A 21178-nucleotide genomic window follows, 5' to 3' on the forward strand; every position below is an offset into this window, starting at 1 on the left:
GTAGAAATCAGGCCGGGAAATGGCGCACGCGCACCGAGCGCAACTCGATGACCAGGGAGCTGCCCAGCATGAGCAGCGTGGCCCCGACCGGGGGCAGCACACCGGCGATGGCCAGCAGGATCGCGGCCGCGTTATAGGTCCAGGCGATCACCATGTTCGAGTCGATGGTGCGGCACACCCGGCGCGCAAGCTCCACCAGCTGCGGCACCGCCGTGACGTCCCGACGCAGGAGGAGCACGTTGCACTTCTCCTCCACCTTGCCCGTGTTCGCGCCCAGCAGGGCGTCGTCGGCGTACAGGATGCTCACGTCCGCGACGCGCAGGGTGCGCACCGCACTGTGGTCGCCCACCATGGCGACGGTCGCGCCCTTGGTGTGCAGCGCGCGCACCGCGTGCGGCTTGTCTGGGGCGGTGATGCCCGCGAGCACGCGGGACATGCCGAGGAAGTCGGCGAAGCGGCGCGCCACCGGGTACGTATCGCGCGTGAGCATGATGGTCTCCACGCCGATGGATTCCAGCCGGTCAATCGCGCTGGTAGCGTCCGCCTTCGGTGGGTCGTACAGGGTGATGACGCCGCGGTCGCGGCCCTTCCAGCGCACGACGACGGGGGTGCCGCCGGCCGTGGCGGCCAGGGAGAGTCGGCCTTGCAGCTGCGACAGGTTCGTGGGCCGCCACAAGATGGCGTCCAGGTTTTCTGTCCGCTGGTCCTCGTAGGTCAGCGTGACGCGGCCGCGCACCGAGCCGTCCGGGGTCGTGTCCTCGTTGGCCAGCTCGAACCAGGTCGGCCCGCCCGCGTCCTTGTCGCGCTTGTCGCGGGCCTCGCGCGCCGCCTTCACAATCGCACGCGACGCCGGGTGATCCGACTCCACCGACAGCGCGCCCGCGATCCCCAGCACCAAAGCCGGGTCCTCGCCGATCTCCGCGGTGACCGTCTCCACCTTCATCTTCGGCTCCACCAGGGTGCCCACCCGGTTGAACACGGCCACGTCGGTGGCCTCCAGGGTGCGGAAGGTGGAGCCGTCGCGGACCAGGATGCCGTTGCGCGCTGCTGACTCGATGCCCAGGCGGATGGCCAGCGCGGTCGAGATCGCCAGCGCCACCGGTGCGACCACCGCCAGGATCGCCAGCGCTGTGGAAAACGCCGCGTTGAGGTTCCCCGTGAACAGCAGCCACAGGCCGAAATCCAGCACCGCCAGCACGTACGCCACCGGGATGAGCATGCCCGCGGCGCGGGTGGACACCATCGTCGTCGCGTTCTGGTGCTCCGAGGCGCGCTCCAGCCAGCGGTTGACCGAGGCCAGCCGGGTCGCGTGGCCGACCCGGGAGACGCGGATCTTCACCTTCCCCTTGCGCAGCACCGACCCCGCGTAGACGTGGCTGCCCACTTTGAGGGTGGGGGACTCGTGGGCGTCGATAAGCTCCTGCTCGAGCGTGCCGCAACCGCCGACCACCTCGCCGTCGGCGGGGATGATCGCGCCCGGGAGGATGACAATGTCGTCGCCCCGGTTGATCTCGGCGGCGGGCAGCGGTTCCTCGATGACCTTGCCCGTGCGCGAGCGGCGGCGGACCATGTAGGTCGACTCCGCGTCGGGGACACGGCCGGAGAGGTCCTCCTGCAGGTGCGGGCGCACGCGCATGCTGAAGAAGCGGCCGACGAGGAGGAGCGAGGTGATGGTGCAGGCGACCTCGAAAAACAGGCCGGGCTCCTCCACCATGGTGAGCGGGACCCAGCTGCCGTAGTTGCGCCAGTTGAGCTCCCCCGCCGGCGTGAACAGCAGCACGGCGGCGGACCAGAAGTAGGCGGCGAGGATGGCGATGGAACTTGCTCCGTCCAGCGCCGAGATGCCGCGGCGCACGCCGCCCGCCATCGCGCGGTGGAAGGGGAACGCGCACCACAGTGCGACCGGGGTGGTCAGCGCGAAGCACGCCCACTGCCAGCCGTCAAACTGCAGGTCGGAGACGTACGTGAGGAGCAGCACCGGGAGCGTCAGCACGATTGCTAACCACATCCGCACCGGTGTGACTAGGTCGCGGGCGGTGAACAGGACGTCCTCGTTCTCCCGGGCGCGCGCGGCGCGCGACGCCGAGTCCACGAACCCCTGCGCGCGGGCGCGGCGCAGGCTGACCAGCTCGTCGTGGCGCAACTTTCGACGCCTCCCGCTCAGCCCCCGCACGCCCCGCCGCGGCACCGGACGCGCGGCCGCCGCCCGGCCGAGCACCCTGCGGCGCAGCGTGGAATCCGTAAGCCGGGCGCTCACACCGAAGCGCGCGAACACGGCCTCGAGGTCCGCGATCGGCGTGGTGCTCGGCGCGGTGATCCACGCCGTCTTGGAGGAGTACACCAGGCGCGCGGCGACGCCGTCCAGCTCCTCCAGCGCCGCCTCGATGTCTTTGAGCTGTGGTCCGTCCTCGAGCCCGTCGAGCTCGAAGGCGTAGGAGGTGTTCGGGTAGCGCGGGTTACCGTCCGCCCCGATCCGGGGCGAGTCCAGGTCCACGCCGCATTCCTTCGCCGCCTCGCGGGCGGCCACAATGGTCTGCTCGAGCGCAGCCGTCTGTTGCTGAGTCTGCTCTGACATGCTGAATCCCTCGCGCTAGTCCACGCACCGCCAGGGGGAGCCGCTGCGCTCGTCCACAAACGCGTTCGCGGCGGGGCGGAACGCGAAGAATAGGGCGGCGACCAGCAGGATCACTACCGCGAACACGCCCCAACCCGCCACGTTGAGGAAGAACCCGGCCAGGTTGAGGAAGATCGCCACGGCGGCGGCGATGGCAAACACGCGCCGCGCTGTCTTGGAGCCGCGCGCAAAGTAGGAGGCGCACCCCGCGATCACCAGGGCGAGGACGATGTTGCACCAGGCGACGATGCGCATGTTGCGCGCAAACGCGTCCGCGAACTCGGCGTCCGCGTCCTTCGGCGCGCCGCTGGCCAGCATGAGCATGCCGAACAACAGCAGCAGCACGGCGCCGGCCAGCGCTGCGTAGTACCCGGCGCGCAACTGGCCGGGCCAGGCCTCGCCGACCTTGCCGGTGTAGCGGCGGTTGGGGTCGTTCGGGTCTGCAACGAAGGTGGGAAACATTCCGGCCATCGGTTGCTCCTTTACTGTTTACCCGCGGGATCGTCGTGCTGTGGCTGTTGCGGAGATTGGTGCGCCGGCGGCTCTACCCAGTCCCCCGAGTCCTTCTGCGAAGCGTAGAACAGTCCCATCGCGCCCGCCACGCCGAGGATGATTTGCACGACGCCGTCCGCCCCGTACAGCGCGATCGGCACCGCCGTGGACCCCGGCGACATCATGTACAGCGTGACCATGCGCAGCGCGAAGAAGGTGGCAAAGATCTGCAGGAGGCGTCGCGCCGCCGCCGCGCGCTTCCCCCGGTTGGCCACCATGCGCAGCGCGACGGCAAACCCGGCCAGGATGAGTAGCTGGATCAGCGCCATGAGCACAACCGAGCCGTAGATGCCGAGGTTGAGCATGGCGTCGCTGAGATCCTGGCCCTTCGCCGCCTCCTTGGCGCTCTCGCGCAGCGGGGCGGGGTCCAGCACGGTCATGACGACGGTGAGGATCTGGTGGATCAGCTCGCCGCCGATCATCACCGCCCAGCACGCGAGCATGAGGCGCACGGCCTCGGGCATCGAAGTGCTTGACGACGCTCCTCCGCCCGGCATCGGGCGCTGCTCCGGTGCCCGCTGGGGCGTCGGGGGAAGGCTAACCATAAACGCTACTTCAGTTCCTTTGCTGCCTCGATGGCGTAGTAGGTCAGAATCTGGTCCGCGCCGGCGCGCTTGATGGACATTAGCGACTCCATCATCGTTTCCTCGAAGTCGATCCAGCCGTTGCGGCCGGCGGCGACCATCATCGCGTACTCGCCGGAGACCTGGTAGGCGGCCACCGGCACCGGGGAAATCTCGGCGACCTGGCTCAGTACGTCCAGGTACGGCAGGGCCGGCTTCACCATGACAAAGTCCGCGCCCTCGTCGAGGTCCAGCTCCGTCTCCAGCAGCGACTCGCGGATGTTGGCCGGGTCCTGCTGGTAGGTGCGGCGGTCGCCCTGGAGGGAGGAGCCGACGGCGTCGCGGAACGGGCCGAAGAACTTCGACGCGTATTTGGCGGAGTACGCCATGATGGCCACGTCCTGGTGGCCGGCCTGGTCGAGGGCCTCGCGGATAACGGCGATCTGGCCGTCCATCATGCCGGACGGGCTCACGATGTGCGCGCCCGCCTCCGCCTGGGAGACAGCCATCTGGGCGTAGAGCGGCAGCGTGGCGTCATTGTCCACGAACTGGTTGCCGTAGCGGTCAGTGCTCAGGGCGCCGCAGTGGCCGTGGTCGGTGAACTCGTCCAGGCAGGTATCCGCCATGATGAGCAGGTCGTTGCCAAACTCCTCGCGCAGCGCGCGAAGGTTGCGGTTGAGCACGCCCTCGGGGTCCCAGGCGACGGAGCCGGTGGCGTCCTTGTCCTCGTCCAGGGGAACGCCGAACAGGTCGATGCACTTCACGCCGGCCTCGAGCGCCTCGTGGCACAGTGCCTTGAGGGAGTCCGTGGTGTGCTGGTACACGCCCGGCATGGACGTGATCTCGCGCTTTTCCTCGATGCCGTCGGCCACAAACATCGGGAGAATGAAGTCCGCTGGGTGCAAGCGCGTCTCCGCAGTCAACGCGCGCATCGCGGCGTTTTGGCGGAGGCGGCGGGGACGGCGGGGCAAATCGTAGGTAGACATGGCCACCATCATAGGCCCCGTGGCCGTGCGTACCTACTCGCCGGACGCTTTGGCCACGGGCTTGCGGCGGGTGCGGCGCTTCTTCCGCGGGGGCGGGAGCTGGCCGGCGGCACGCAGGTTGGCAACGTGGTTCGCGAGGGCGTCGATAAGCGAAGGCACGTCCGCCACCTCGGGCACTACGTCCACGCGCAGCCCCTGCTCTTTCGCTTCGGCCGCGGTGCTCGGGCCGATGCAGGCGATGATGGTGCGCTGGTGCGGCTTGCCCGCAATGCCCACGAGGTTCTTCACCGTGGACGCGGAGGTGAAGCAGACGGCGTCGAAGCCGCCCGTCTTAATCATGTCGCGGGTCTCGGGCGCCGGCGGGGCGGCGCGCACCGTGCGGTACGCCACCACGTCGTCGACCTCCCAGCCCTTCTCCTTCAGGCCGTCGACGAGCAGGTCGGAGCCGAGGTCGGCGCGCGGCAGCAGCACGCGGCTGACGGGGTCGATGTCCTCGACGTACTCGGGGAAGATCTCCACCATCCCGGCCGCGTTCTGCTTCGTGCGGTGCGGCACCAGCTCGGGGAACATACCGCGGGCGCGCAGCGCGTCCGCCGTCTTCTGCCCCACCGCGCCCAGGTGGACGCCGGCGAAGGAGCGGGCGTCCAGGCCCAGCTGCGCAAACTTCTTCCACACCGCGTTCACAGCGTTGACGGAGGTGAAGAGGACCCACTGGTAGCGGCCCTCCACGATGCCCTTGATCGCGCGGTCCATCTGCGCCGGGTTGCGCGGCGGCTCCATAGAAATGGTGGGGACGGACTGCGGAATCGCGCCGTAGGAGCTCAGGCGGGCGTTCATCGGCCCGGCCTGCTCCTTCGCACGCGGCACGAGGACGCGCCAGCCGTAGAGGGGGCGGTTCTCCCACCACGAGTACTTCGAGCGGTCATCCGCCACCGCGCCGAGCGTGACCACGAGGGATCCCGGCAGGTCGGCGTCCAGCTTGCCCAGGGTTTCCAGGGTGGCGTCGACGGTGCGCTGCAGGCGCGTCGTGCCGTGGGTCGTCACCGCGACCGGCGTGGACGGTCCGAAGCCGCGTTCCATGAGCGCGTCGGCGATCTCGCCCAGCTGCTCCTGCTCCGCCTGCAGCACCAGCGGCTGCGGCGCGGACGCCAGCTGGTCAAAATCGATGCCTTCGATACCGGAGGTCAGGTCCGCCTCGGTGTAGGTGGAGCCGAGCGCGATGCCCGCAAACGACGGCACCGTGGACGGCAGGCTCATGCCCGGCACGACCTGGAACTCGATGCCCGCGGCGGCGACGGCGGAGATCTCCTCCATCACCGCGTCGCGGGTCAGCGGGTTGCCGCGGACCAGGCGGACCACGTCGCCGTCGCCGGCCTCGCCGCGCTCGATGGACGCTGCGGCCTCACCCAGGGCGCGCTGCACGGCCTCCACGATGGTGTCGGCGGACAGCGCGAGCTCCTCTACCTCGGCCGCGGTCGGATCGTCCGGGCGCGGCGGCTTTCGGCGCGCACCCGCTTCCTTCGCTTCCGCGACCATGCGCGCGTACGCCTCGTCGGCGGCCTGCATTTTAGCCTTGGGAACAGGCAGTTTAGCGGCGACGACGTCTCGGGCACCCTGAGCGACGTCCGGATCAACGAGGGCGATAGAATTAGCTTCCATCACCTCGCGTGCGCGGACGGTAAGCAGATCAGGGTTGCCCGGGCCTGCACCGACGAAGATGACCTTCCCCAGTGGGGGCGTAAGCGAGGGCAATGTCATAGAACGATCTTTTCTAAGGCGCAAAACAGTAGCCTCGGCACAACAGGACGCTCAGTGCGGGTTGCGCGCAGCAAGGCGCGCCCTCCCCACGGGACCCAGTTGCGCCGGGGCAATCCGACGTATGGTAGTTACACCTTAAGATGGAAGCGGCCCGAAAACCAAACCCGCGTCTTACTTGATGATGTCCGCGGCCCCGCGCTCGAGCAGCTTCTCGGCGGCCTCGCGCCCCAGCGCCGCGGCATCGGTGCCGGTCAACGTCTCCACCAGCTGCGCGGAGCCGTCCACGGCGAAGACGCCAGCGTGGAGCGTCAGCGCGCCGCGCTCCCCCAGTTCCGCGTACGCCGCGACCGGGGCGGTGCAGCCCGCCTCGAGCGTGGCCAGCACCTGGCGCTCGGCGGCGGCGCACGCGGTCGCCTCCGCGCTGACAAGCGCGTCGAGCGCCGCGCGCGTCGCCGCGTCGTCCGCCCGGCACTCCACGGCCAGCGCGCCCTGCGCCGGGGCGGGCATGAGCGTGGCCGGGTCGAACACCTCGGTGGCGCGCTCGGCGTACCCGCCGCGGCACAGCCCCGCGTAGGCGAGGATGATCGCGTCCAGCTCGCCGCGCTCGACGTAGCTCATGCGGGTCTCAATATTGCCGCGGAGCGGGCGAATGTCCAGGTCGGGGCGCAGCGCCCGCAGCTGCGAGACGCGCCGCGGCGCCGAAGTGCCCACCTTAGCGCCCTGCGGCAGCTGCGTAAGCGTCAGCCCATCGCGCGCGATGAGCGCTTCGCGGTTGTCCTCGCGCTCCGGGGTGACGAGGTGGAGGCGGGCGTCGCCAGCCGTGGGGAGGTCCTTGAACGAGTGGACGGCCACGTCGACTTCGCCGGACGCGAGGGCGTCGCGAAGCGCGGTGGTGAACACGCCGACGCCGATGCGCTCGACGGGCGACATATTCAGGTCGCCGGCGGTGGTCACGATGCGCAGTTCCGCCTCAGCGCCGCCCGCGATCAGCGCGTCGCGCACGTGGCCTGCCTGCGTGGTGGCCAGGTGGGACCCGCGTGTACCAATCTTGAGCATCAGTTCTCCTTCGCCTGCAGTTCGTCCGGCCGCGGCAGGCGCTGCGCGTCCACCGCCACCGAGGATCGCCCGAGCCCGAACAGCTCCTCGATCGCCATTTCCACACTCACCGTCTCCGAGGATGCGGCGAGCTCCTTAATCTTCACCGTCGGCGTGTGCAGAAGCTTATCGACGACACGCTTCACCGCCCTACCAACCTGGTCAAACTCCTCCTCGGAGAGGTTGGGCAGGCGCGTGCGCAGCCGTTCGAGCTCCTGCGCCTGCACCTCCGCGGCCGTCCTGCGCAGCCGCGTCACCGCCGGCGTGACGTCGCGGACGCGCTGCTCCGAGCTGAACTCCTCGACCTCCTCGCGCACGATGGCCTCCGCCTGCTGCAGCGCGCGGGAATCCTCGCTGTCGTTGTCGCGTAACGTCGCGTGCAGCGACTCGATGTTGATCAGGCGCACGCCATCGCGCTCGGTGACGGCGTCATCGATGTCGCGCGGCAGGGAAAGGTCCACCAGCACGGTCGGGCCGGACAGGTCCTCGGGGGTGATGGTGAAGTCGTCCGACGCCGTGGCGGAGACGGTGATGTCCGCCCGGCCGATCGCGCCGGCGCGGGCGTTGAAGTCCACGACCTCCGCGGCAACGCCCGCCTCCCGGGCGTGCTCGGCCACGCGCTCGGCGCGCGAGCGCGTCCGGTTCGCAATGATCAGCTTGTCCACGCCGCGCTTGCCCAGGTGGGTGGCGGCCAGCGAGCTCATCGCGCCCGCCCCCAGGACCAGCGCGGTGGTGCCGGAGAAGTCCTCTCTTTCCATCTCGCGCATGGCCTGGTCCAGGCCGAGCGTGACCATGGACGCGCCGGAATCATCAATCGCGGTCTCGCTGTGCACGCGCTTGCCGGTGTGCAGCGCGGTCTGCGCCAGCGAGTGCAGGGCCGGGCCGACGGTGCCGCGCTCGGCGGCGTCCGAGTAGGCGGAGCGCACCTGGCCGATGATCTGCTGCTCCCCCACCACCATGGAGTCCAGCCCCGCAGCCACGGTAAACATGTGCTCCGCGGCGGCGTCGGCGTAGCGCACATAGAGGTAGCCGCGCAGCTCCGCCTCGGGCACGCCTGAGACGTCCGCGAGCACGTGCAGCACGTCCTCGACCCCGGCGTGGAAGGCGGTCGCCACGGTGTAGACCTCGAGACGGTTGCAGGTGGAGATGATCATCGCTTCCGTCAGCGCGGGCCGGGACACCAGCGCCGTCGCCGTGTCGTGCTGCACCGTCTCGTCCATACTCAGCCGCTCCAGCAGCGCCACCGGCGCAGAACGGTGCGACATCCCTACGACGAGCACACTCACACAATCACTCCAGCAATCCAGCCAAATCCAGAAAAAATCAAACTAAAGGATACCCCGCTACGACCTGAGTTCCGCGACGAGGTCGTCCGAGTCTACCTCCCAGCAGGCGAACTCCTCGCCGTCGATCACCACGACGGGGACGCGGTCACCGTACTCGGCGGCGTTGTCGGGGTTGGCGTCGACGTCGATAAGCGAAAGCTCCGCGCCGCACTCTGCCACGAGCGGGCGGATTTGCGCGGCGACGCGGTCGCACGACCCGCAGCCCTCGCGCACCATGAGCTCGACCCTCTTCACGTTTGGTCACTCCCTCTCCACGGAAACCCAAGCGGTACGATATTCCAAAGTTCCAAGCTATCTCACGCGCACCCCCGACCGCGAAAGGCAGGACATGACCGAACACCGCGATCTGCTCGCGTACTGGTCCGTCTCCCACGGAAACTTCCGGCGCTTCCTGGAGGAACTCGCCCTGCCCCCGCTCGATGACTCCGCCCAACGCACTGCCGGCGAAGCCGCCGCGGCGGCCGCCATCGAGGAAACGTTCGGGCTGACTATCGACGATTTCTCGCTCGGCATCGACTCCGTCGGCGGCGCCTTCAACACCGCCGGCACCCCCACCATCACCCCGCCGGACCCGGACGTGCCGCAGGACACCGAGGCCGCCGCGTTCTTTGACGTGGACAACACCCTCATCCAGGGCTCTTCGCTCATCCTGCTCGCCGAGGGGCTGGCGAGACGGCGCTTCATCACCGCCGGCGAGCTGTTCCCGGCCCTGCTCAAGCAGATCCGGTACCGGCTGCGCGGTGCGGAGAGTCACTCGGACATCGCCGCGGGGCGCGAGCAGGCGCTGGGGATTGTGCAGGGCAAGCGTGTCGACGAGCTCAAGGCACTGTGCCAGGAGATCGTGGAGCGCCAGATGCTGGACAAGGCGTACCAGGACACGATCGAGCTGGCCAGCATGCACATCGCCGCGGGCCAGCAGGTGTGGCTGGTCTCCGCCACGCCCGTGCAAGTCGGCCAGGCGCTGGCGAAGCGGCTCGGCTTCACCGGCGCGCTGGGCACCGTCGCGGAGGAGCAGGACGGGGTGTTCACGGGGCGGCTGGTCGGCGACATCCTGCACGGCCCCGGCAAGAAGCACGCAGTGGCGGCGCTTGCCGCGATCCAGCGCCTTGACCTGGACAAATGCACGGCCTATTCGGACAGCATCAATGACCTGCCCATGCTCGGCATGGTCGGGGTGCCGGTGGCGGTGAACCCGGACCGGGCGCTGCGCCGCCACGCCCGCGCAGCCGGGTGGGCGGTGCGCGAGTACCGGCCGCTGCGCAAGCTGGCGCGCAGCCGCGTGGCGCTGGGCGTTGCGGGTGCGGTCGCGGTTGCCGGTGTGGCGGGTGTGGCCGCGGCGAGGCGGGGCGCCAACCATGCTGCCGCGGCTCCTGAAGGATGACGAGACGGCCATGACGAAGATGCGACTAACCTCTCGCATCTTCGTCATCCGGTCTTCGTCAGTTAGGCCGCACCCCACCCGGCACAGGTGCGCGGGCACGAAAAAGCACCCGCCCCAACGGGAACGGGTGCGGGCCGGCAGGGCCTACTTGCCCAGCTTACGACGCTGAACGCGGGTGCGGCGCAGCATCTTGCGGTGCTTCTTCTTGGACATGCGCTTGCGGCGCTTCTTGATCACAGAACCCATGGGGCTTCCTCGTTTCCTTGGTGTACGTACAGTGCCTGTCAGCGCGACCGCCACCCCGCCAAGCGGGGCGAACGGGCCGGCGTGAGGTGCACACTCCGCAGGGCGTGCGCCGACATCAATGGTTGACAGCATACAGCCCGCCGCGTGTCCAACCAAAAATCCGGCGCCGCCCGCCTTGACTGGAAGCGAGCGGCGCCGGTTGCAGCGCAAGGGCGTTATCCCACGTCGTAGACGGAGGACTCCAGGTACTCATTCACCGCGCCCTCGTTCACACGGAACGACCGGCCCACGCGCACGGCCGGCAGCTCGCCGGAGTGCACGAGGCGGTACACCGTCATCTTGGAGACGCGCATGATCTCTGCGACCTCTGCGACTGTCAGGAACTTACCTTTGTCTTCGTTTGCCATAAAATACTTAACCCTTCAGCACGGTCGCGCTGTAGGCTTCCCCTCCCACAGGACGAACACGCACGTGCCTGAACCAGACTATCGTGAAACCAGGGCCGAATGCGACCTGAGTGCCAAAATTTTTCTGTGAGTCCCCAGAGACGCCGCGTCATTGGTGTGAAGAGTGGGACGCAGGGTGCCTATCGACGCCACACCCACCCCCCCACACACCATCACCCGATCTCCGCGGAACGGTTCGCGCAGGCCTCCGTCGCCCGGTAGAACGCGCCGCGCAGCCCGGACTCCTCGAGCTCCCGGATGGCCGCCACCGTCGTCCCGGCCGGCGAGGACACCCCGGCCCGCAGCTCGGTCGGCGTCTGCTCCCCCTCCAGCATCGCGCCGGCGCCGGCGGCCGTGGCGGAGGCGAGCTCGGTGGCGAGGTCGCGGGGCAGGCCGAGGGACACGCCGGCGTCGACAAGCGCCTCTGCGACCAGGAAGAAATAGGCGGGGCCGGAGCCCGAGAGCGCGGTGACCGCATCCATCTGCTTCTCCTTGACCTCGACGAGCTTGCCGGCCGCGGAGAGCAGCTGGCTGATCGCGGCGTGCTGCTCGTCATCAACAAAGCGGCCGAACGCCGCGGCGAGCACGCCCTTGCCCACCAGCATCGGGGTGTTGGGCATCACGCGCACGATCGGGGTGCCCGCGGCCGAGACGGCCTCCTCCATCGCCTGCAGCGAGATGCCCGCGGCCATGGAGACCAGCACCGTAGCGGAGTCGGAATCGGCGATGTCGGTGCTGATGTCCTCGATGAGGCCGAGGATCTGGCCCGGCTTCACGCACAGGAACGCCACCTGCGATTCGGAGACGGCGCCGTTGTTGTCGTCGGTGACGTTGACGCCGTAGCGGTCGGCGAGCTCGTCGCGGCGCGCCGCCGTGCGGTTCGTGGCCGTGATCTGTTTGGGGTCGATGCCGCTGGCCACCAGGCCGGACAGCAGGGCCTCGCCGATGCTGCCGGCGCCGAGGATGGCAATCTTACCCTGGAACGTGGGTGCAGTCGTGGATTCCATGGTGGACAGACTAAACCCTCCACCGGCAATTGCGCTCAGTGGAGGGCTCAGTGGAGGGTTTGTACTGCGGGGGCGTCTAGATCAGCGCCGGGCCAAACGCCATGACCACGGCGGCGATGCCCGCCATCGTGACGGTCAGCGCGTCCTTGCCGGTGCGCATCGCGCGCACGCCGAAGATGACGGCGAGGACGGCGACCACACCCAGGATCGCGGCGACGATGGTGGACATGTGCGCCCAGACCCACTGGAAGGCGAGGAAGCCGAGCACGCCGAGCAGGACGCCGACGAACACCAGCAGGACCAGGACGATGGGGTTGACGCCCTCGTCAACCGGCTCGTCCACCTCCGCTGCCTCCGCTGCTTCCGGCGACTGGACAGGCGCTGCCGGCTCGACGGGGCGCTCCTCGCGCGGCTCGACGGGCGCGGTTGCCGACGGCTCCGGCGCGACGACCGGGATCTGCGACGTGTCTTCGGTACGCACCGGACGCGACGCGCCAGCAGTCTGAGACTCAGTTTTCGGCTCAGCCTTGGGCGCAGCCTTCGGGGCGGACGTGTCGGGGACCTTCCGCAGGACGGCGGTGTCGCCCGCGGACGGCGCCTTCGGCTCCGCGGGCTGCTTCGGCTGCGCAGGCTGATTCGGCTCCGCCGGCTCCGGCGAAACTTTCACCACCTCGACGGGAGCGGAAGCGCCGGTTGGCTTCGCGTCCTTGGGGGGCTGCGGGGGTGCGTCGATAGGCACGTTCGAGTGCTTCGACTCCGGCGGGCGCGCCTCGACCTTCTTCAGGGACCCGGTGAGCTCCGCGACAGACACGCCGCCGTCTTCCAAGCTGCGGCGACGCCGACGGCGCTTGCCTGCCTCGGGGTTGTCCTGCTGGGCCCGGGCAAGAAGCTCCGCAACGGTCAGCTGCCGTTCCTCAGACATTAGGCGTTGTCTCCTTCGTCATCTCCTGGGGCAAGTCCCTGGTCAATCCGCTTCAGAATGACGCCTTCGCGCAACGCCCAAGGACAGATCTCTAACTTATCAAGATTAAGTGCACGCATCGCGGCTTCGGCCACCAGGGCACCCGCGACAATCTGGTGGGAGCGGTCCGAGTTGATGCCCTCGAGCTCCGCGCGGTCCGCCGCGGTCATGCGGGAAATAAAGGCAATGAGCTGGCGCAGACCCGGGGCGGTGAGTGTGCGCTGCACGTACGGTCCGGCCGAGGAGGGCGCGGCGCCCGTGAGGCGGGCCAGGGAGCGGAACGTCTTGGAGGTGCCGACGGCGAGGCCGGCCTCGCCAAGCGCGCGGAACTCATCGGCCGGGCCGGCGAGCTCGGCGTCGATAAAATCGCGCAGCGCATTAATCTTCTTGCGCTCCGGCGGGTCGGTGTCGAACCACTCGTGGGTCAGGCGGCCGGCACCCAGGTTGAGCGACACGGCCAAGTCCGGCACCTCTTCGGTGCCGGTGGACAGTTCGAGGGAGCCGCCGCCGATGTCCAGGTTGGTGATGCGACCGGCGGACCAGCCGTACCAGCGGCGGACCGCTTGGAAGGTGGAGCGGGCTTCTTCCTCGCCGGAGATGACCCGCAGCTGCACGCCGGTCTTCTTCTCTACCTTCTTCAGCACCGCATCCGAGTTTGTCGCCGAACGCACCGCCGAGGTGGCAAACGCGAGCAACTCATCGCACTTGAGCTTGTCGGAGAGGTCCTTGGCCTCTTGCACGGCGTCGATAAGCTTGCTCACGCCCTTGTCCTCGATATTGCCGTCCGCGTCCAGCTGCTCCACAAGTCGCAGGGGCTGCTTCCAATCGCTCATCGGGGTCGGGCGGCCGCCGGAGTGGGCATCTACCGCCACGAGGTGGACGGTATTGCTGCCAACATCTAATACACCTAATCGCACACCACTAGGGTAATGGGTCTACCGTGTTGAGGTGTGAATCAGCCAGCTTCGAACCAAGTTTTTCTCGGTTTCCCCGCAGACTCGCCGGCCGGAAAGTCCATCCTGGCCGGGCGCGAAACCCGCCCAGACTTCCCGCACGAATGGTTCGAGTTCGTCCACCCCGATGACCCCACCCACTACTTCAGCCTCGACCTGACCTGGCTGGAATCCACCTGGTCGTGCCGGTTTGGCACGCCCGAGTGCCTGGGCATTGATGAGAGCTTCCCCGTGGTCGGCTGCTGCATCCACGGCGCGTACCTCTCGGACGAGTCGGACCGCGACGACCTCTACAACGCCGTTGCGGAAATGCCGGCGAAGTACTGGCAGCTGCGGCCCGCCGAGACCGACTCCTACATCGCCAACGCCGACCCGACCATCCTGGAGCCGTGGCTGGAGTGGGACGACACCGAGGAAGAGGACGACGGGCCGCACATTAAGACCCGCGTGGTCGACGGCGCGTGCATCTTTGCCAACCGTTCAAAGGAGGGGACGGGGCCGGGGTGCGCCCTGCACCAGTGGGCCATGGCGGAGGGCCGCAACATCATCGGCTCCAAGCCGGAAGTGTGCTGGCAGGTGCCGTTTTCGCGCGAGGACGAGTACGAAGAGCGCTCCGACGGCGAGGAGATTCTGCGCACCACCATCGGCGAGTACGACCGGCGCCAGTGGGGCGGGGGCGGCGAGGACTTCGACTGGTGGTGCACCAGCGCCCCCAGCTGCCACACCCCCACCGGCAGCGGCTCGGCGACGCCGGTGTGGCAGTCCATGAAGGACGAGCTCACCGCGCTGATCGGCGAGAAGCCCTACGAGATCGTGGCGGCGCACTGCGCGGCGCGCGCGGCGCTACCCGCCGAGGCGAAAGCGGTTCACCCGGCGGCCCGGAAGCAGGCTTAGCCCTCGAACTTGTAGCCCAGGCCGCGGACCGTGACCAGCAGCTTCGGCTTGGACGGCTCCGCCTCGATCTTGGTGCGCAGGCGTTTGACGTGGACGTCGAGCGTCTTCGTGTCGCCGACGTAGTCCGCGCCCCAGATCCGGTCGATGAGCTGGCCGCGGGTGAGGACGCGGCCAGCGTTGCGCATCAGGTACTCCAGGAGGTCGAACTCTTTGAGTGGCATGGGGACGGGCGTGCCGTCGATAAGCACTGTGTGCCGCTCAATGTCCATCTTGACGCGGCCGCCAACGAGGACCTCCTGCTCGGCCGGCTTCGCCTCCTCCGTCTCGCCACCGCGGCGCAGCACGGCGCGGATGCGGGCGATGAGCTCGCGGGTTGAGTACGGCTTGGTCACGTAGTCGTCGGCGCCGAGCTCCAGGCCCACGACCTTGTCAATCTCCGTGTCGCGGGCGGTGACCATGATGATCGGGACCGAGGAGACGGAGCGCAGCGACTTGCACACCTCGGTGCCGGACATGCCCGGCAGCATGAGGTCCAGGAGGACCAGGTCCACGTCGTTGTCGCCGAACTGGTCGAGTGCGCTGGGCCCGTCCTGTGCCACGAGCGTGTCAAAGCCTTCCTTTTGCAGGAGGTAGGCCAGGGGATCAGCCAAAGATTCTTCGTCTTCAACGATCAGGATGGTTGTCACAGGTCTTCCCTTTCCTACTTATTGGCTTTCACTCGACGCATGACGTTACGCACCGGGGTGTTCGTGCCCGACTTCGGCTGCCCCTTGGCCGTCACTGCTGGCTCGCCCGCCGCTTCCGATTCGGCGGCCGCGCGCTCGAGCTCCGCGCGCTCCGCGGCCTGCTCCGGGTCGAAGATCGGCAGCTCAATGGTGAACGTCGACCCCGTTCCGGGCCGGGACCATAGTTTGATGTTACCCCCGTGGTTTGCCACCACGTGCTTCACAATGGCCAAGCCCAGGCCGGTCCCGCCCGTGGAGCGCGAACGGGCCTTGTCCACCCGGTAAAAGCGCTCGAAGACGCGTTTCTGGTCCTCGGGGGCGATGCCGATACCGCGGTCGGTCACGCGCAGGTACAGGACGTTGCCGCGCACCACCTTCTGGGTGATGCTCACCGGCTTGCCGTCGGGCGAGTAGTTCACCGCGTTGGAAACGAGGTTGGACACGGCCGCGGTGAGCAGGGGGCGGTCCCCCATCACGCGCAGCCCGGTGCGTTCCCCGCGGATGAGCTCGATCGAGCGGTTTTCCGCGCCGACGTGGTTGCGCTCGATTGCGTCGTCAATAATCTCGTCCACCCGCACCGGGCTCATGTCCGGGAGCGCCTCCGCGCCCTGCAGCTTGGACAGGGAGATCAGGTCTGTGATCATCTCCCCCATCCGGTGGGCTTCCTTTTGCAGCTTCGCGCCAAAGTAGGTGACCATGTCCGCGTCCGTGGGGTCTTCCATGAGCGCCTCGGCAAGCAGCGCCATGCCGCCGACCGGCGTTTTCAGCTCGTGGGAGACGTTGGCCACGAAGTCGCGGCGCGCGTTTTCCATCCGCACGTTCTCGGATTCGTCGGTGACGTAGACCACGGCGTACGAGTTCTGGGTGAGCGTGAGCGGCTTAATCACGGCGCGCACGTTCCGAATCCGGCTGCCCGTTGCGCGCTGCGGGAGGGCGAGGGCGAGGATGTGCTCCTCTTGGTCGTCGAAGACCTCCTCGGCCACCGCCCACACCTCGGGGTTCACGGTACCGTCGTGCACGACGGACATGTCGTGGGCGCGAGCGTTGGAAAGCGTGACGCGCCCCGAGCGCTCCATGACGGCGATACCCGTGGGGGAGCCCTGAATAGCCAGGTGATACATCTGGCTGATCGAGCTTGCCTGCGGCTCCGACTCCGCCGTGTACTCCCGGTTGCGCTCGCGCCAACGCAGCGCCCGCCGCAGGAGTGGAGCGGCGAGCGCGGCGACTGCGATGCCCAGGAAAAAGGCGATAAGTGGGGTCATGCAGACAACTTTAGGGTCTTACTTCTGCCCCTGGTTTGCCACGGCAGCGGCGCCGGCAGCGGCGGCCTCCGGGTCCAGGTAGGTGCCGCCCGGGTTGAGGACCTTGCCGTCCGCGTCAATCTCGTAGACCAGTGGCATGCCGGTCGGGATGTTCAGCCCGGCAATGTCTTCGTCCGAAATGTTGTCCAGGTACTTGACCAGCGCGCGCAGGGAGTTGCCGTGCGCGGCGATCATCACGGTCTTGCCTTCGAGCACCTGCGGCAGGATGACGTCGACGTAGTACGGCAGGAAACGCTCGACAACATCCTTGAGGCACTCGGTGCGCGGCACCTCCGGGAGGAAGGCGTAGCGCGGGTCGTGGGTCTGGGAGTACTCGTTCTCCGGATCGATCTCCGGCGGCGGGGTGCCGTAGGAGCGGCGCCAGGTCATGAACTGCTCCTCGCCGTACTCGTCGCGGATCTCAGCCTTGTTCAGGCCCTGCAGCTTGCCGTAGTGGCGCTCGTTGAGGCGCCAGTTGCGCTCCACCGGGATCCAGTGACGGTCAGCCGCGTTGAGCGCCAGGTTTGCGGTGCGGATCGCGCGGCGCAACAGAGAGGTGAACACCATGTCGGGCAGCACGTTCTGCTCGGCCATGAGCTTGCCTGCGTTGATTGCTTCCTGCTCACCCTGCTCGGTCAAGTTCACGTCGACCCAGCCGGTGAATTGATTGGACTTGTTCCACTCGCTTTGCCCGTGACGGACAAGAATTAGCTTTCCGTTGCTCATGGTTCCCAGCATGCCACGATTCCGTTCAGCATGCGTTCACGTACTCTCATAGACAGACCTTTTAAACCACCATTCGAGGAGGACTTGTGAAGCTCGCCCGCACCCGTAAAGTCGTGGCCGTAGCGCTTTCCACCGCAGCACTCGCCGCAACTTTCGCCGCCCCCGCCACGGCGCAGGAGCCCGCACTGGTAGCCCCCGGCGGCGCGTTCCGCGTCTTCCCGCAGGAGCCGCAGACCGAGATGCCACTCGAGGGTGCGGCCAACGGGCACATCACCATCCCACCTGAGGCCAGCGTGGCGTCCTGCTCCCAGGGCCCGAGCGGCACGATCCGCGGCGAGCGCGTCCTCCTTATCGCCGGCCACTGCGTGCTCCAGGACAACGAAACCCCGACGTTTAGCACCGAGGCCACCGTCCCCGTCGCCGGCAAATACCCGCGCATCGGCGAGCGCAAAGCCGCCCACAAGCCCACCGAGTACGAGCACACCTTCTGGCCGCACGAGTTCTTCTGGGACACCGTCAACACCGACGACTGGGGCGTCGTGCTTATCGACGATTCCGTGCCCGCCACCAGCATCTCCCAGTCCAGCAACGCGGCCGGCGCCCCGGTGAGTGCCCCCGTGCAGCTGCGCAGCATCCGCGACTACCCCACCCTGCCGGTGAACCAGTTCAGCACGGACAACTTCGGCCAGCCCATCTGTAAGGACGGCGCGACGTCCGGCCGCTCCTGCGGAACGCAGATCGGCCGCAGCCGCAACGGCGTCTACTCCTGGGGCCTGAACTACCAGGGCGGCGACTCCGGCGGCATCAATTACGACCCGAACGACGGCGCCGTCATCGGCGTCACCTCCATGGGCATCGGCCCGCTGGGCAAGGCCCAGCCGGCGGACCGCATCATCGAGGACGCCTACGGCGTGCCCGACGGACACGTCAACGAGGAGTTCACGCTGGAGCAGTCGACGGCCCCGCACGCGGAGTACACCTCGCTGAACCAGGAGTTCGACCAGGTCATGAACACAATCCAGGAGGAGAACCCGGAGGTGGAGATCTCCACGCCGAAGGAGGCCTGGGACAAGTCGGTCGCCGTCGCGCAGCAGGACGCCAACACCCTGGCGCAGCGCGCGAGCCAGGTCAACTCCGTGGAGGGCGCGCAGGAAGTGGCAAACATGGCCGGCGCGGCGGCTGACCACCACTCCCAGCAGCTCGCGGTCACTGGGGCGAACTACCTGCTCAACGACGTCCTCGGGCAGGGCCGCCCGCACTAGCCCGCACTAGCCGCCGATGGCGCGGCGGTCGTCCAGCCCGGGCTCAAACTCGGCGATCGTCCGCTCGTAGACGCCGACCAGCGCCTTCGCGCTCTCCTGCCAGCTAAAAGTGGCGGCGTGCGCGACGGCGGCTTCGCCCATGGGGATGCGCAGGGGGTCGTCGTCAAGCAATGCCCCGAGCGCCTCGGCCCAGCTGGCGGGCTCGTGACCATCCACGAGCACCCCGGTCTCCCCCTCCGCCACCGCGAGCGGCAGCCCGCCCACGCGCGCGGCGACGACGGGGGTGCCGGTGGCCTGCGCCTCGACCGCGACCAGGCCGAACGACTCGTTGTAGCTGGGCACGGCGACGACGTCCGCCGCCTGGTAGATGGACACCAGCTCCTCCGGCGGGCGGGGGCCGAGGAAACGTACGAGGTGGCCGAGACCCTCCTCGCGCGCGAGTTCGCGGTAGCGCTCCACGCTCGTGCCGCTTCCCGACGCCCCGCCGCAGATAATCGCCCGCAGCGGCACCTCCGGGTGCGCCCGGTGCAGCTCGCCAAGCGCCCGAATGAGCACCTGCGGCCCCTTGAAATCCTGCAGACGCCCCACAAACGCGACGACCTTGGCGTGCAGCGGAATGCCCAGCTGGCGGCGCGCCAGCTCCGTGTTGCGGTTCGTGCCCGGCGTGAACAGCTCAGTGTCCGCGCCCGGGGTGACCACGCTGATCTTGCAGGGGTCCACGTCGTAGTGACGCGAGAGCTGGTCGATTTCGTCGCGGGTGTTCACCACGAGGGTGTCCGCGTTGTCCACAAGCTGCTGCTCGCAGATGCGCCGGGCCTCGCCTTCGGAGCTGCTACTCGACGCCGCGTTCTTCACCGCCGCCCACGTGTGCCCCGTGTGCACGAGCGGGATGCCCGCCAGGTCCGCGAGCAGCCAGCCAACCTGACCCGAGAGCCAGTAATGGGAATGAATGAGGTCGTAGCGCAGGTCGTGGGCGCGCGTGAACTGGACGACACCGCCCGCGAACGCGGCGAGCTGCGTGGGCAGTTCCTCCTTGTGCAACCCCTCGTAGGGGCCGGCGACGATGTTGATCACCCGGAAGTTCTCGCACACCTGCACCACCTCCCCCTGGCTGGGGCGGGTCGCGCGGGTGTACACGTCCACCTGGACTCTCTGGCGCGCGAGCCCCTTTGCCACGTTAAAGGTGTACACGTTCATGCCGCCGGCATCGCCCACGCCGGGCTGTTCCAGGGGCGAGGTGTGCATGGAGATCATTCCCACGCGCAGTGCATCTGCATCCATAGCGCCCCAGGGTAATGCAGCGCGACCTAGTAGGCGGCGTGCTTGTGCCAGGCGCTGAAGTCGCTGGCCACGTCGGCCGCGAGGTACTGGTAGGCGCGCTTGGTGAGCGCCGCCAGGCGGTCCAGGTCCACCACTGCCCCCTCGGCGAGGTGTCGGTCGTACGGGATTGCATGCACGGCGCGGGTGCGCGACGCGAAGTGCGCAGCGAGCTTGTCCGTGTCAATGGTGGGCTTGCCCGGCGCGGCCGCCGAGATGACCACGGTGGAGTTGGCCGCGAGTTGGTCGTAGCCGTGGAGGTTGAGCCAGTCGAGCGTGGCGGCGGCGGACTGGGCGCCGTCGAGCGCTGGCGAGGTCACCAGCACGAGCGAGTTGGCCAGGTCCAGCACGCCCGCCATGGCGGAGTGCATCAGTCCGGTGCCGCAGTCGGTGAGGATGACGTTGTAGTGGTGCTGCAGGATGTCGATGGAGCGGCGGTAGTCCAGCTCGGAGAACGCCTCGGAGACGGCGGGGTCGCGCTCGGAGCCGATCACCTCGAGCCGGGAGCTGGACTGGTTGGTGTAGGCGCGCACCTGCGGGTAGCGCGAGGTGTCCGGCGCGGCGAGCAGGTCGCGGATGGTCGCCGGGGTAGTCGCCGCGGCGCGCTGGGCGAGCGTGCCCAGGTCCGGGTTGGCGTCGATGGCAATGACGCGGTCGCCGCGGGTCTCGGCGAAGATGCCGCCAAGGGCCACGGTCGTCGTGGTCTTGCCCACGCCGCCCTTGAGGCTCATCACGGCGATGCGGTAGTCGCCGCGGAGGGGTGCGCGGATGGCGTCGATAAGCTGCTCGTGCTCGAGCTCCTTGCGCGAGCCGCCGGGGTTGATCCGGCCGCGCGTGGCGGTGTGGACGAGTTTGCGCCAGCCGCGTTTTGGCGGCGCTTTGACGGGATCGACCAGGTTGGAGTGGTCGAGCGCTTGTGGCGGGACGAGCTCGATTGGGCCGTCACTGAGCGTGGTCACAGAAATCCCCCTTGAATTGTTCCCCCTGAACGTGTGGGCACCAAGCCTAAGGCAGCTGGGGGAAGCGTGCAACGCGAATGCGTTTC

21 protein-coding genes are annotated in these 21178 nt (G+C 68.3%); 3 read left to right on the plus strand and 18 right to left on the minus strand.

Annotated features, from left to right (window positions below; all coding sequences use genetic code 11):
• Positions 1–7: 7 nt before the first annotated feature.
• The 8 genes from FPH17_RS04755 to FPH17_RS04790 form a co-directional block, all read right to left on the minus strand.
• The gene (locus tag FPH17_RS04755; RefSeq protein ID WP_122084633.1) at positions 8–2575 is read right to left on the minus strand and encodes a heavy metal translocating P-type ATPase; all 2568 of its coding nucleotides are present in this window, start codon (positions 2573–2575) and stop codon (positions 8–10) included.
• 15 nt (positions 2576–2590) lie between these two features.
• Positions 2591–3085 carry a hypothetical protein gene (locus FPH17_RS04760; RefSeq protein ID WP_154878883.1) on the minus strand — a complete coding sequence of 165 codons (495 nt, stop codon included), beginning with the start codon at positions 3083–3085 and terminating at the stop codon, positions 2591–2593.
• A gap of 11 nt (positions 3086–3096) precedes the next feature.
• Positions 3097–3711: a hypothetical protein gene (locus tag FPH17_RS04765; RefSeq protein WP_133064814.1), complete on the minus strand. Its 615-nt coding sequence runs from the start codon at positions 3709–3711 to the stop codon at positions 3097–3099.
• Positions 3712–3716: 5 nt separating this feature from the next.
• A complete protein-coding gene (gene hemB, locus FPH17_RS04770; RefSeq protein WP_165765491.1) occupies positions 3717–4715 on the minus strand; it encodes a porphobilinogen synthase in 999 nt (332 codons plus the stop codon).
• Positions 4716–4748: 33 nt separating this feature from the next.
• Entirely contained in the window at positions 4749–6473 is a 1725-nt protein-coding gene (locus tag FPH17_RS04775) for a bifunctional uroporphyrinogen-III C-methyltransferase/uroporphyrinogen-III synthase (RefSeq protein WP_154878884.1), read from the minus strand.
• A 171-nt stretch (positions 6474–6644) separates the two neighbouring features.
• Positions 6645–7529, minus strand: coding sequence for a hydroxymethylbilane synthase (hemC, locus tag FPH17_RS04780; RefSeq protein WP_154878885.1), 885 nt, complete (start codon positions 7527–7529; stop codon positions 6645–6647).
• Positions 7529–8854 (minus strand): glutamyl-tRNA reductase, encoded by a 1326-nt coding sequence (locus FPH17_RS04785; RefSeq protein ID WP_122084627.1) that lies wholly within the window; start codon positions 8852–8854, stop codon positions 7529–7531. The genes hemC and FPH17_RS04785 overlap by 1 nt, the downstream gene beginning before the upstream one ends.
• Positions 8855–8911: 57 nt before the next feature.
• Positions 8912–9130 (minus strand): glutaredoxin family protein, encoded by a 219-nt coding sequence (locus FPH17_RS04790; RefSeq protein ID WP_095275327.1) that lies wholly within the window; start codon positions 9128–9130, stop codon positions 8912–8914.
• Between the two features lie 112 nt (positions 9131–9242).
• Between FPH17_RS04790 and FPH17_RS04795 the strand changes: the two genes are divergently transcribed.
• Positions 9243–10295, plus strand: a complete 1053-nt coding sequence (locus FPH17_RS04795) for an HAD-IB family hydrolase (RefSeq protein ID WP_154878886.1) — start codon at positions 9243–9245, stop codon at positions 10293–10295.
• Positions 10296–10439: 144 nt separating this feature from the next.
• Here FPH17_RS04795 and FPH17_RS04800 read toward each other — a convergent pair whose 3' ends face one another.
• From FPH17_RS04800 to FPH17_RS04820, 5 genes are all read right to left on the minus strand, one after another.
• Complete coding sequence (locus FPH17_RS04800; RefSeq protein ID WP_003855542.1) at positions 10440–10541, minus strand: 30S ribosomal protein bS22; 102 nt, start codon at positions 10539–10541, stop codon at positions 10440–10442.
• Between the two features lie 215 nt (positions 10542–10756).
• Positions 10757–10948 (minus strand): helix-turn-helix domain-containing protein, encoded by a 192-nt coding sequence (locus FPH17_RS04805; RefSeq protein ID WP_095275138.1) that lies wholly within the window; start codon positions 10946–10948, stop codon positions 10757–10759.
• A gap of 212 nt (positions 10949–11160) precedes the next feature.
• Complete coding sequence (gene proC, locus FPH17_RS04810) at positions 11161–11994, minus strand: pyrroline-5-carboxylate reductase (RefSeq protein ID WP_095275139.1); 834 nt, start codon at positions 11992–11994, stop codon at positions 11161–11163.
• A 76-nt stretch (positions 11995–12070) separates the two neighbouring features.
• Complete coding sequence (locus FPH17_RS12035; RefSeq protein WP_203085453.1) at positions 12071–12916, minus strand: hypothetical protein; 846 nt, start codon at positions 12914–12916, stop codon at positions 12071–12073.
• Complete coding sequence (locus FPH17_RS04820; RefSeq protein WP_095537627.1) at positions 12916–13872, minus strand: Ppx/GppA family phosphatase; 957 nt, start codon at positions 13870–13872, stop codon at positions 12916–12918. Before FPH17_RS04820 ends, FPH17_RS12035 begins: the two co-directional genes overlap by 1 nt.
• A 33-nt stretch (positions 13873–13905) precedes the next feature.
• On the opposite strand from FPH17_RS04820, the gene FPH17_RS04825 reads away from it, so the two are divergent.
• Positions 13906–14802, plus strand: a complete 897-nt coding sequence (locus FPH17_RS04825) for a DUF3109 family protein (protein WP_095275142.1) — start codon at positions 13906–13908, stop codon at positions 14800–14802.
• Here the strand turns inward: FPH17_RS04825 and FPH17_RS04830 are convergent.
• The 3 genes from FPH17_RS04830 to FPH17_RS04840 are packed head-to-tail and all read right to left on the minus strand — an operon-like array spanning position 14799 to position 17554.
• The gene (locus FPH17_RS04830; protein WP_095275143.1) at positions 14799–15488 is read right to left on the minus strand and encodes a response regulator; all 690 of its coding nucleotides are present in this window, start codon (positions 15486–15488) and stop codon (positions 14799–14801) included. The genes FPH17_RS04825 and FPH17_RS04830 overlap by 4 nt on opposite strands.
• Before the next feature lie 14 nt (positions 15489–15502).
• Positions 15503–16789 (minus strand): sensor histidine kinase, encoded by a 1287-nt coding sequence (locus FPH17_RS04835; RefSeq protein WP_095553316.1) that lies wholly within the window; start codon positions 16787–16789, stop codon positions 15503–15505.
• 18 nt (positions 16790–16807) lie between these two features.
• Positions 16808–17554 carry a phosphoglyceromutase gene (locus FPH17_RS04840; RefSeq protein ID WP_173783189.1) on the minus strand — a complete coding sequence of 249 codons (747 nt, stop codon included), beginning with the start codon at positions 17552–17554 and terminating at the stop codon, positions 16808–16810.
• Positions 17555–17640: 86 nt separating this feature from the next.
• Between FPH17_RS04840 and FPH17_RS04845 the strand changes: the two genes are divergently transcribed.
• Positions 17641–18816, plus strand: a complete 1176-nt coding sequence (locus tag FPH17_RS04845) for a hypothetical protein (protein WP_154878887.1) — start codon at positions 17641–17643, stop codon at positions 18814–18816.
• Between the two features lie 6 nt (positions 18817–18822).
• Here FPH17_RS04845 and mshA read toward each other — a convergent pair whose 3' ends face one another.
• Complete coding sequence (gene mshA / locus FPH17_RS04850; protein WP_154879140.1) at positions 18823–20082, minus strand: D-inositol-3-phosphate glycosyltransferase; 1260 nt, start codon at positions 20080–20082, stop codon at positions 18823–18825.
• Positions 20083–20123: 41 nt separating this feature from the next.
• A complete protein-coding gene (locus FPH17_RS04855) occupies positions 20124–21092 on the minus strand; it encodes a MinD/ParA family ATP-binding protein (RefSeq protein ID WP_154878888.1) in 969 nt (322 codons plus the stop codon).
• Between the last annotated feature and the right edge of the window lie 86 nt (positions 21093–21178).

This window comes from Corynebacterium gottingense (assembly GCF_007559235.1).
In the GTDB taxonomy this organism is placed as follows: Bacteria; Actinomycetota; Actinomycetes; order Mycobacteriales; family Mycobacteriaceae; genus Corynebacterium; species Corynebacterium gottingense.

Excerpts from the sequence above, each read along its gene's own strand:
- FPH17_RS04795 (WP_154878886.1), top strand. The coding sequence starts at position 9,243 with ATGACCGAACACCGCGATCTGCTCGCGTACTGGTCCGTCTCCCACGGA.
- FPH17_RS04800 (WP_003855542.1), bottom strand. The coding sequence starts at position 10,541 with ATGGGTTCTGTGATCAAGAAGCGCCGCAAGCGCATGTCCAAGAAGAAG.
- FPH17_RS12035 (WP_203085453.1), bottom strand. The coding sequence starts at position 12,916 with ATGTCTGAGGAACGGCAGCTGACCGTTGCGGAGCTTCTTGCCCGGGCC.
- FPH17_RS04805 (WP_095275138.1), bottom strand. The coding sequence starts at position 10,948 with ATGGCAAACGAAGACAAAGGTAAGTTCCTGACAGTCGCAGAGGTCGCA.
- FPH17_RS04790 (WP_095275327.1), bottom strand. The coding sequence starts at position 9,130 with ATGGTGCGCGAGGGCTGCGGGTCGTGCGACCGCGTCGCCGCGCAAATC.
- FPH17_RS04775 (WP_154878884.1), bottom strand. The coding sequence starts at position 6,473 with ATGACATTGCCCTCGCTTACGCCCCCACTGGGGAAGGTCATCTTCGTC.
- FPH17_RS04760 (WP_154878883.1), bottom strand. The coding sequence starts at position 3,085 with ATGGCCGGAATGTTTCCCACCTTCGTTGCAGACCCGAACGACCCCAAC.
- hemB (WP_165765491.1), bottom strand. The coding sequence starts at position 4,715 with ATGTCTACCTACGATTTGCCCCGCCGTCCCCGCCGCCTCCGCCAAAAC.
- FPH17_RS04835 (WP_095553316.1), bottom strand. The coding sequence starts at position 16,789 with ATGACCCCACTTATCGCCTTTTTCCTGGGCATCGCAGTCGCCGCGCTC.
- FPH17_RS04765 (WP_133064814.1), bottom strand. The coding sequence starts at position 3,711 with ATGGTTAGCCTTCCCCCGACGCCCCAGCGGGCACCGGAGCAGCGCCCG.
- proC (WP_095275139.1), bottom strand. The coding sequence starts at position 11,994 with ATGGAATCCACGACTGCACCCACGTTCCAGGGTAAGATTGCCATCCTC.
- hemC (WP_154878885.1), bottom strand. The coding sequence starts at position 7,529 with ATGCTCAAGATTGGTACACGCGGGTCCCACCTGGCCACCACGCAGGCA.
- FPH17_RS04840 (WP_173783189.1), bottom strand. The coding sequence starts at position 17,554 with ATGAGCAACGGAAAGCTAATTCTTGTCCGTCACGGGCAAAGCGAGTGG.
- FPH17_RS04755 (WP_122084633.1), bottom strand. The coding sequence starts at position 2,575 with ATGTCAGAGCAGACTCAGCAACAGACGGCTGCGCTCGAGCAGACCATT.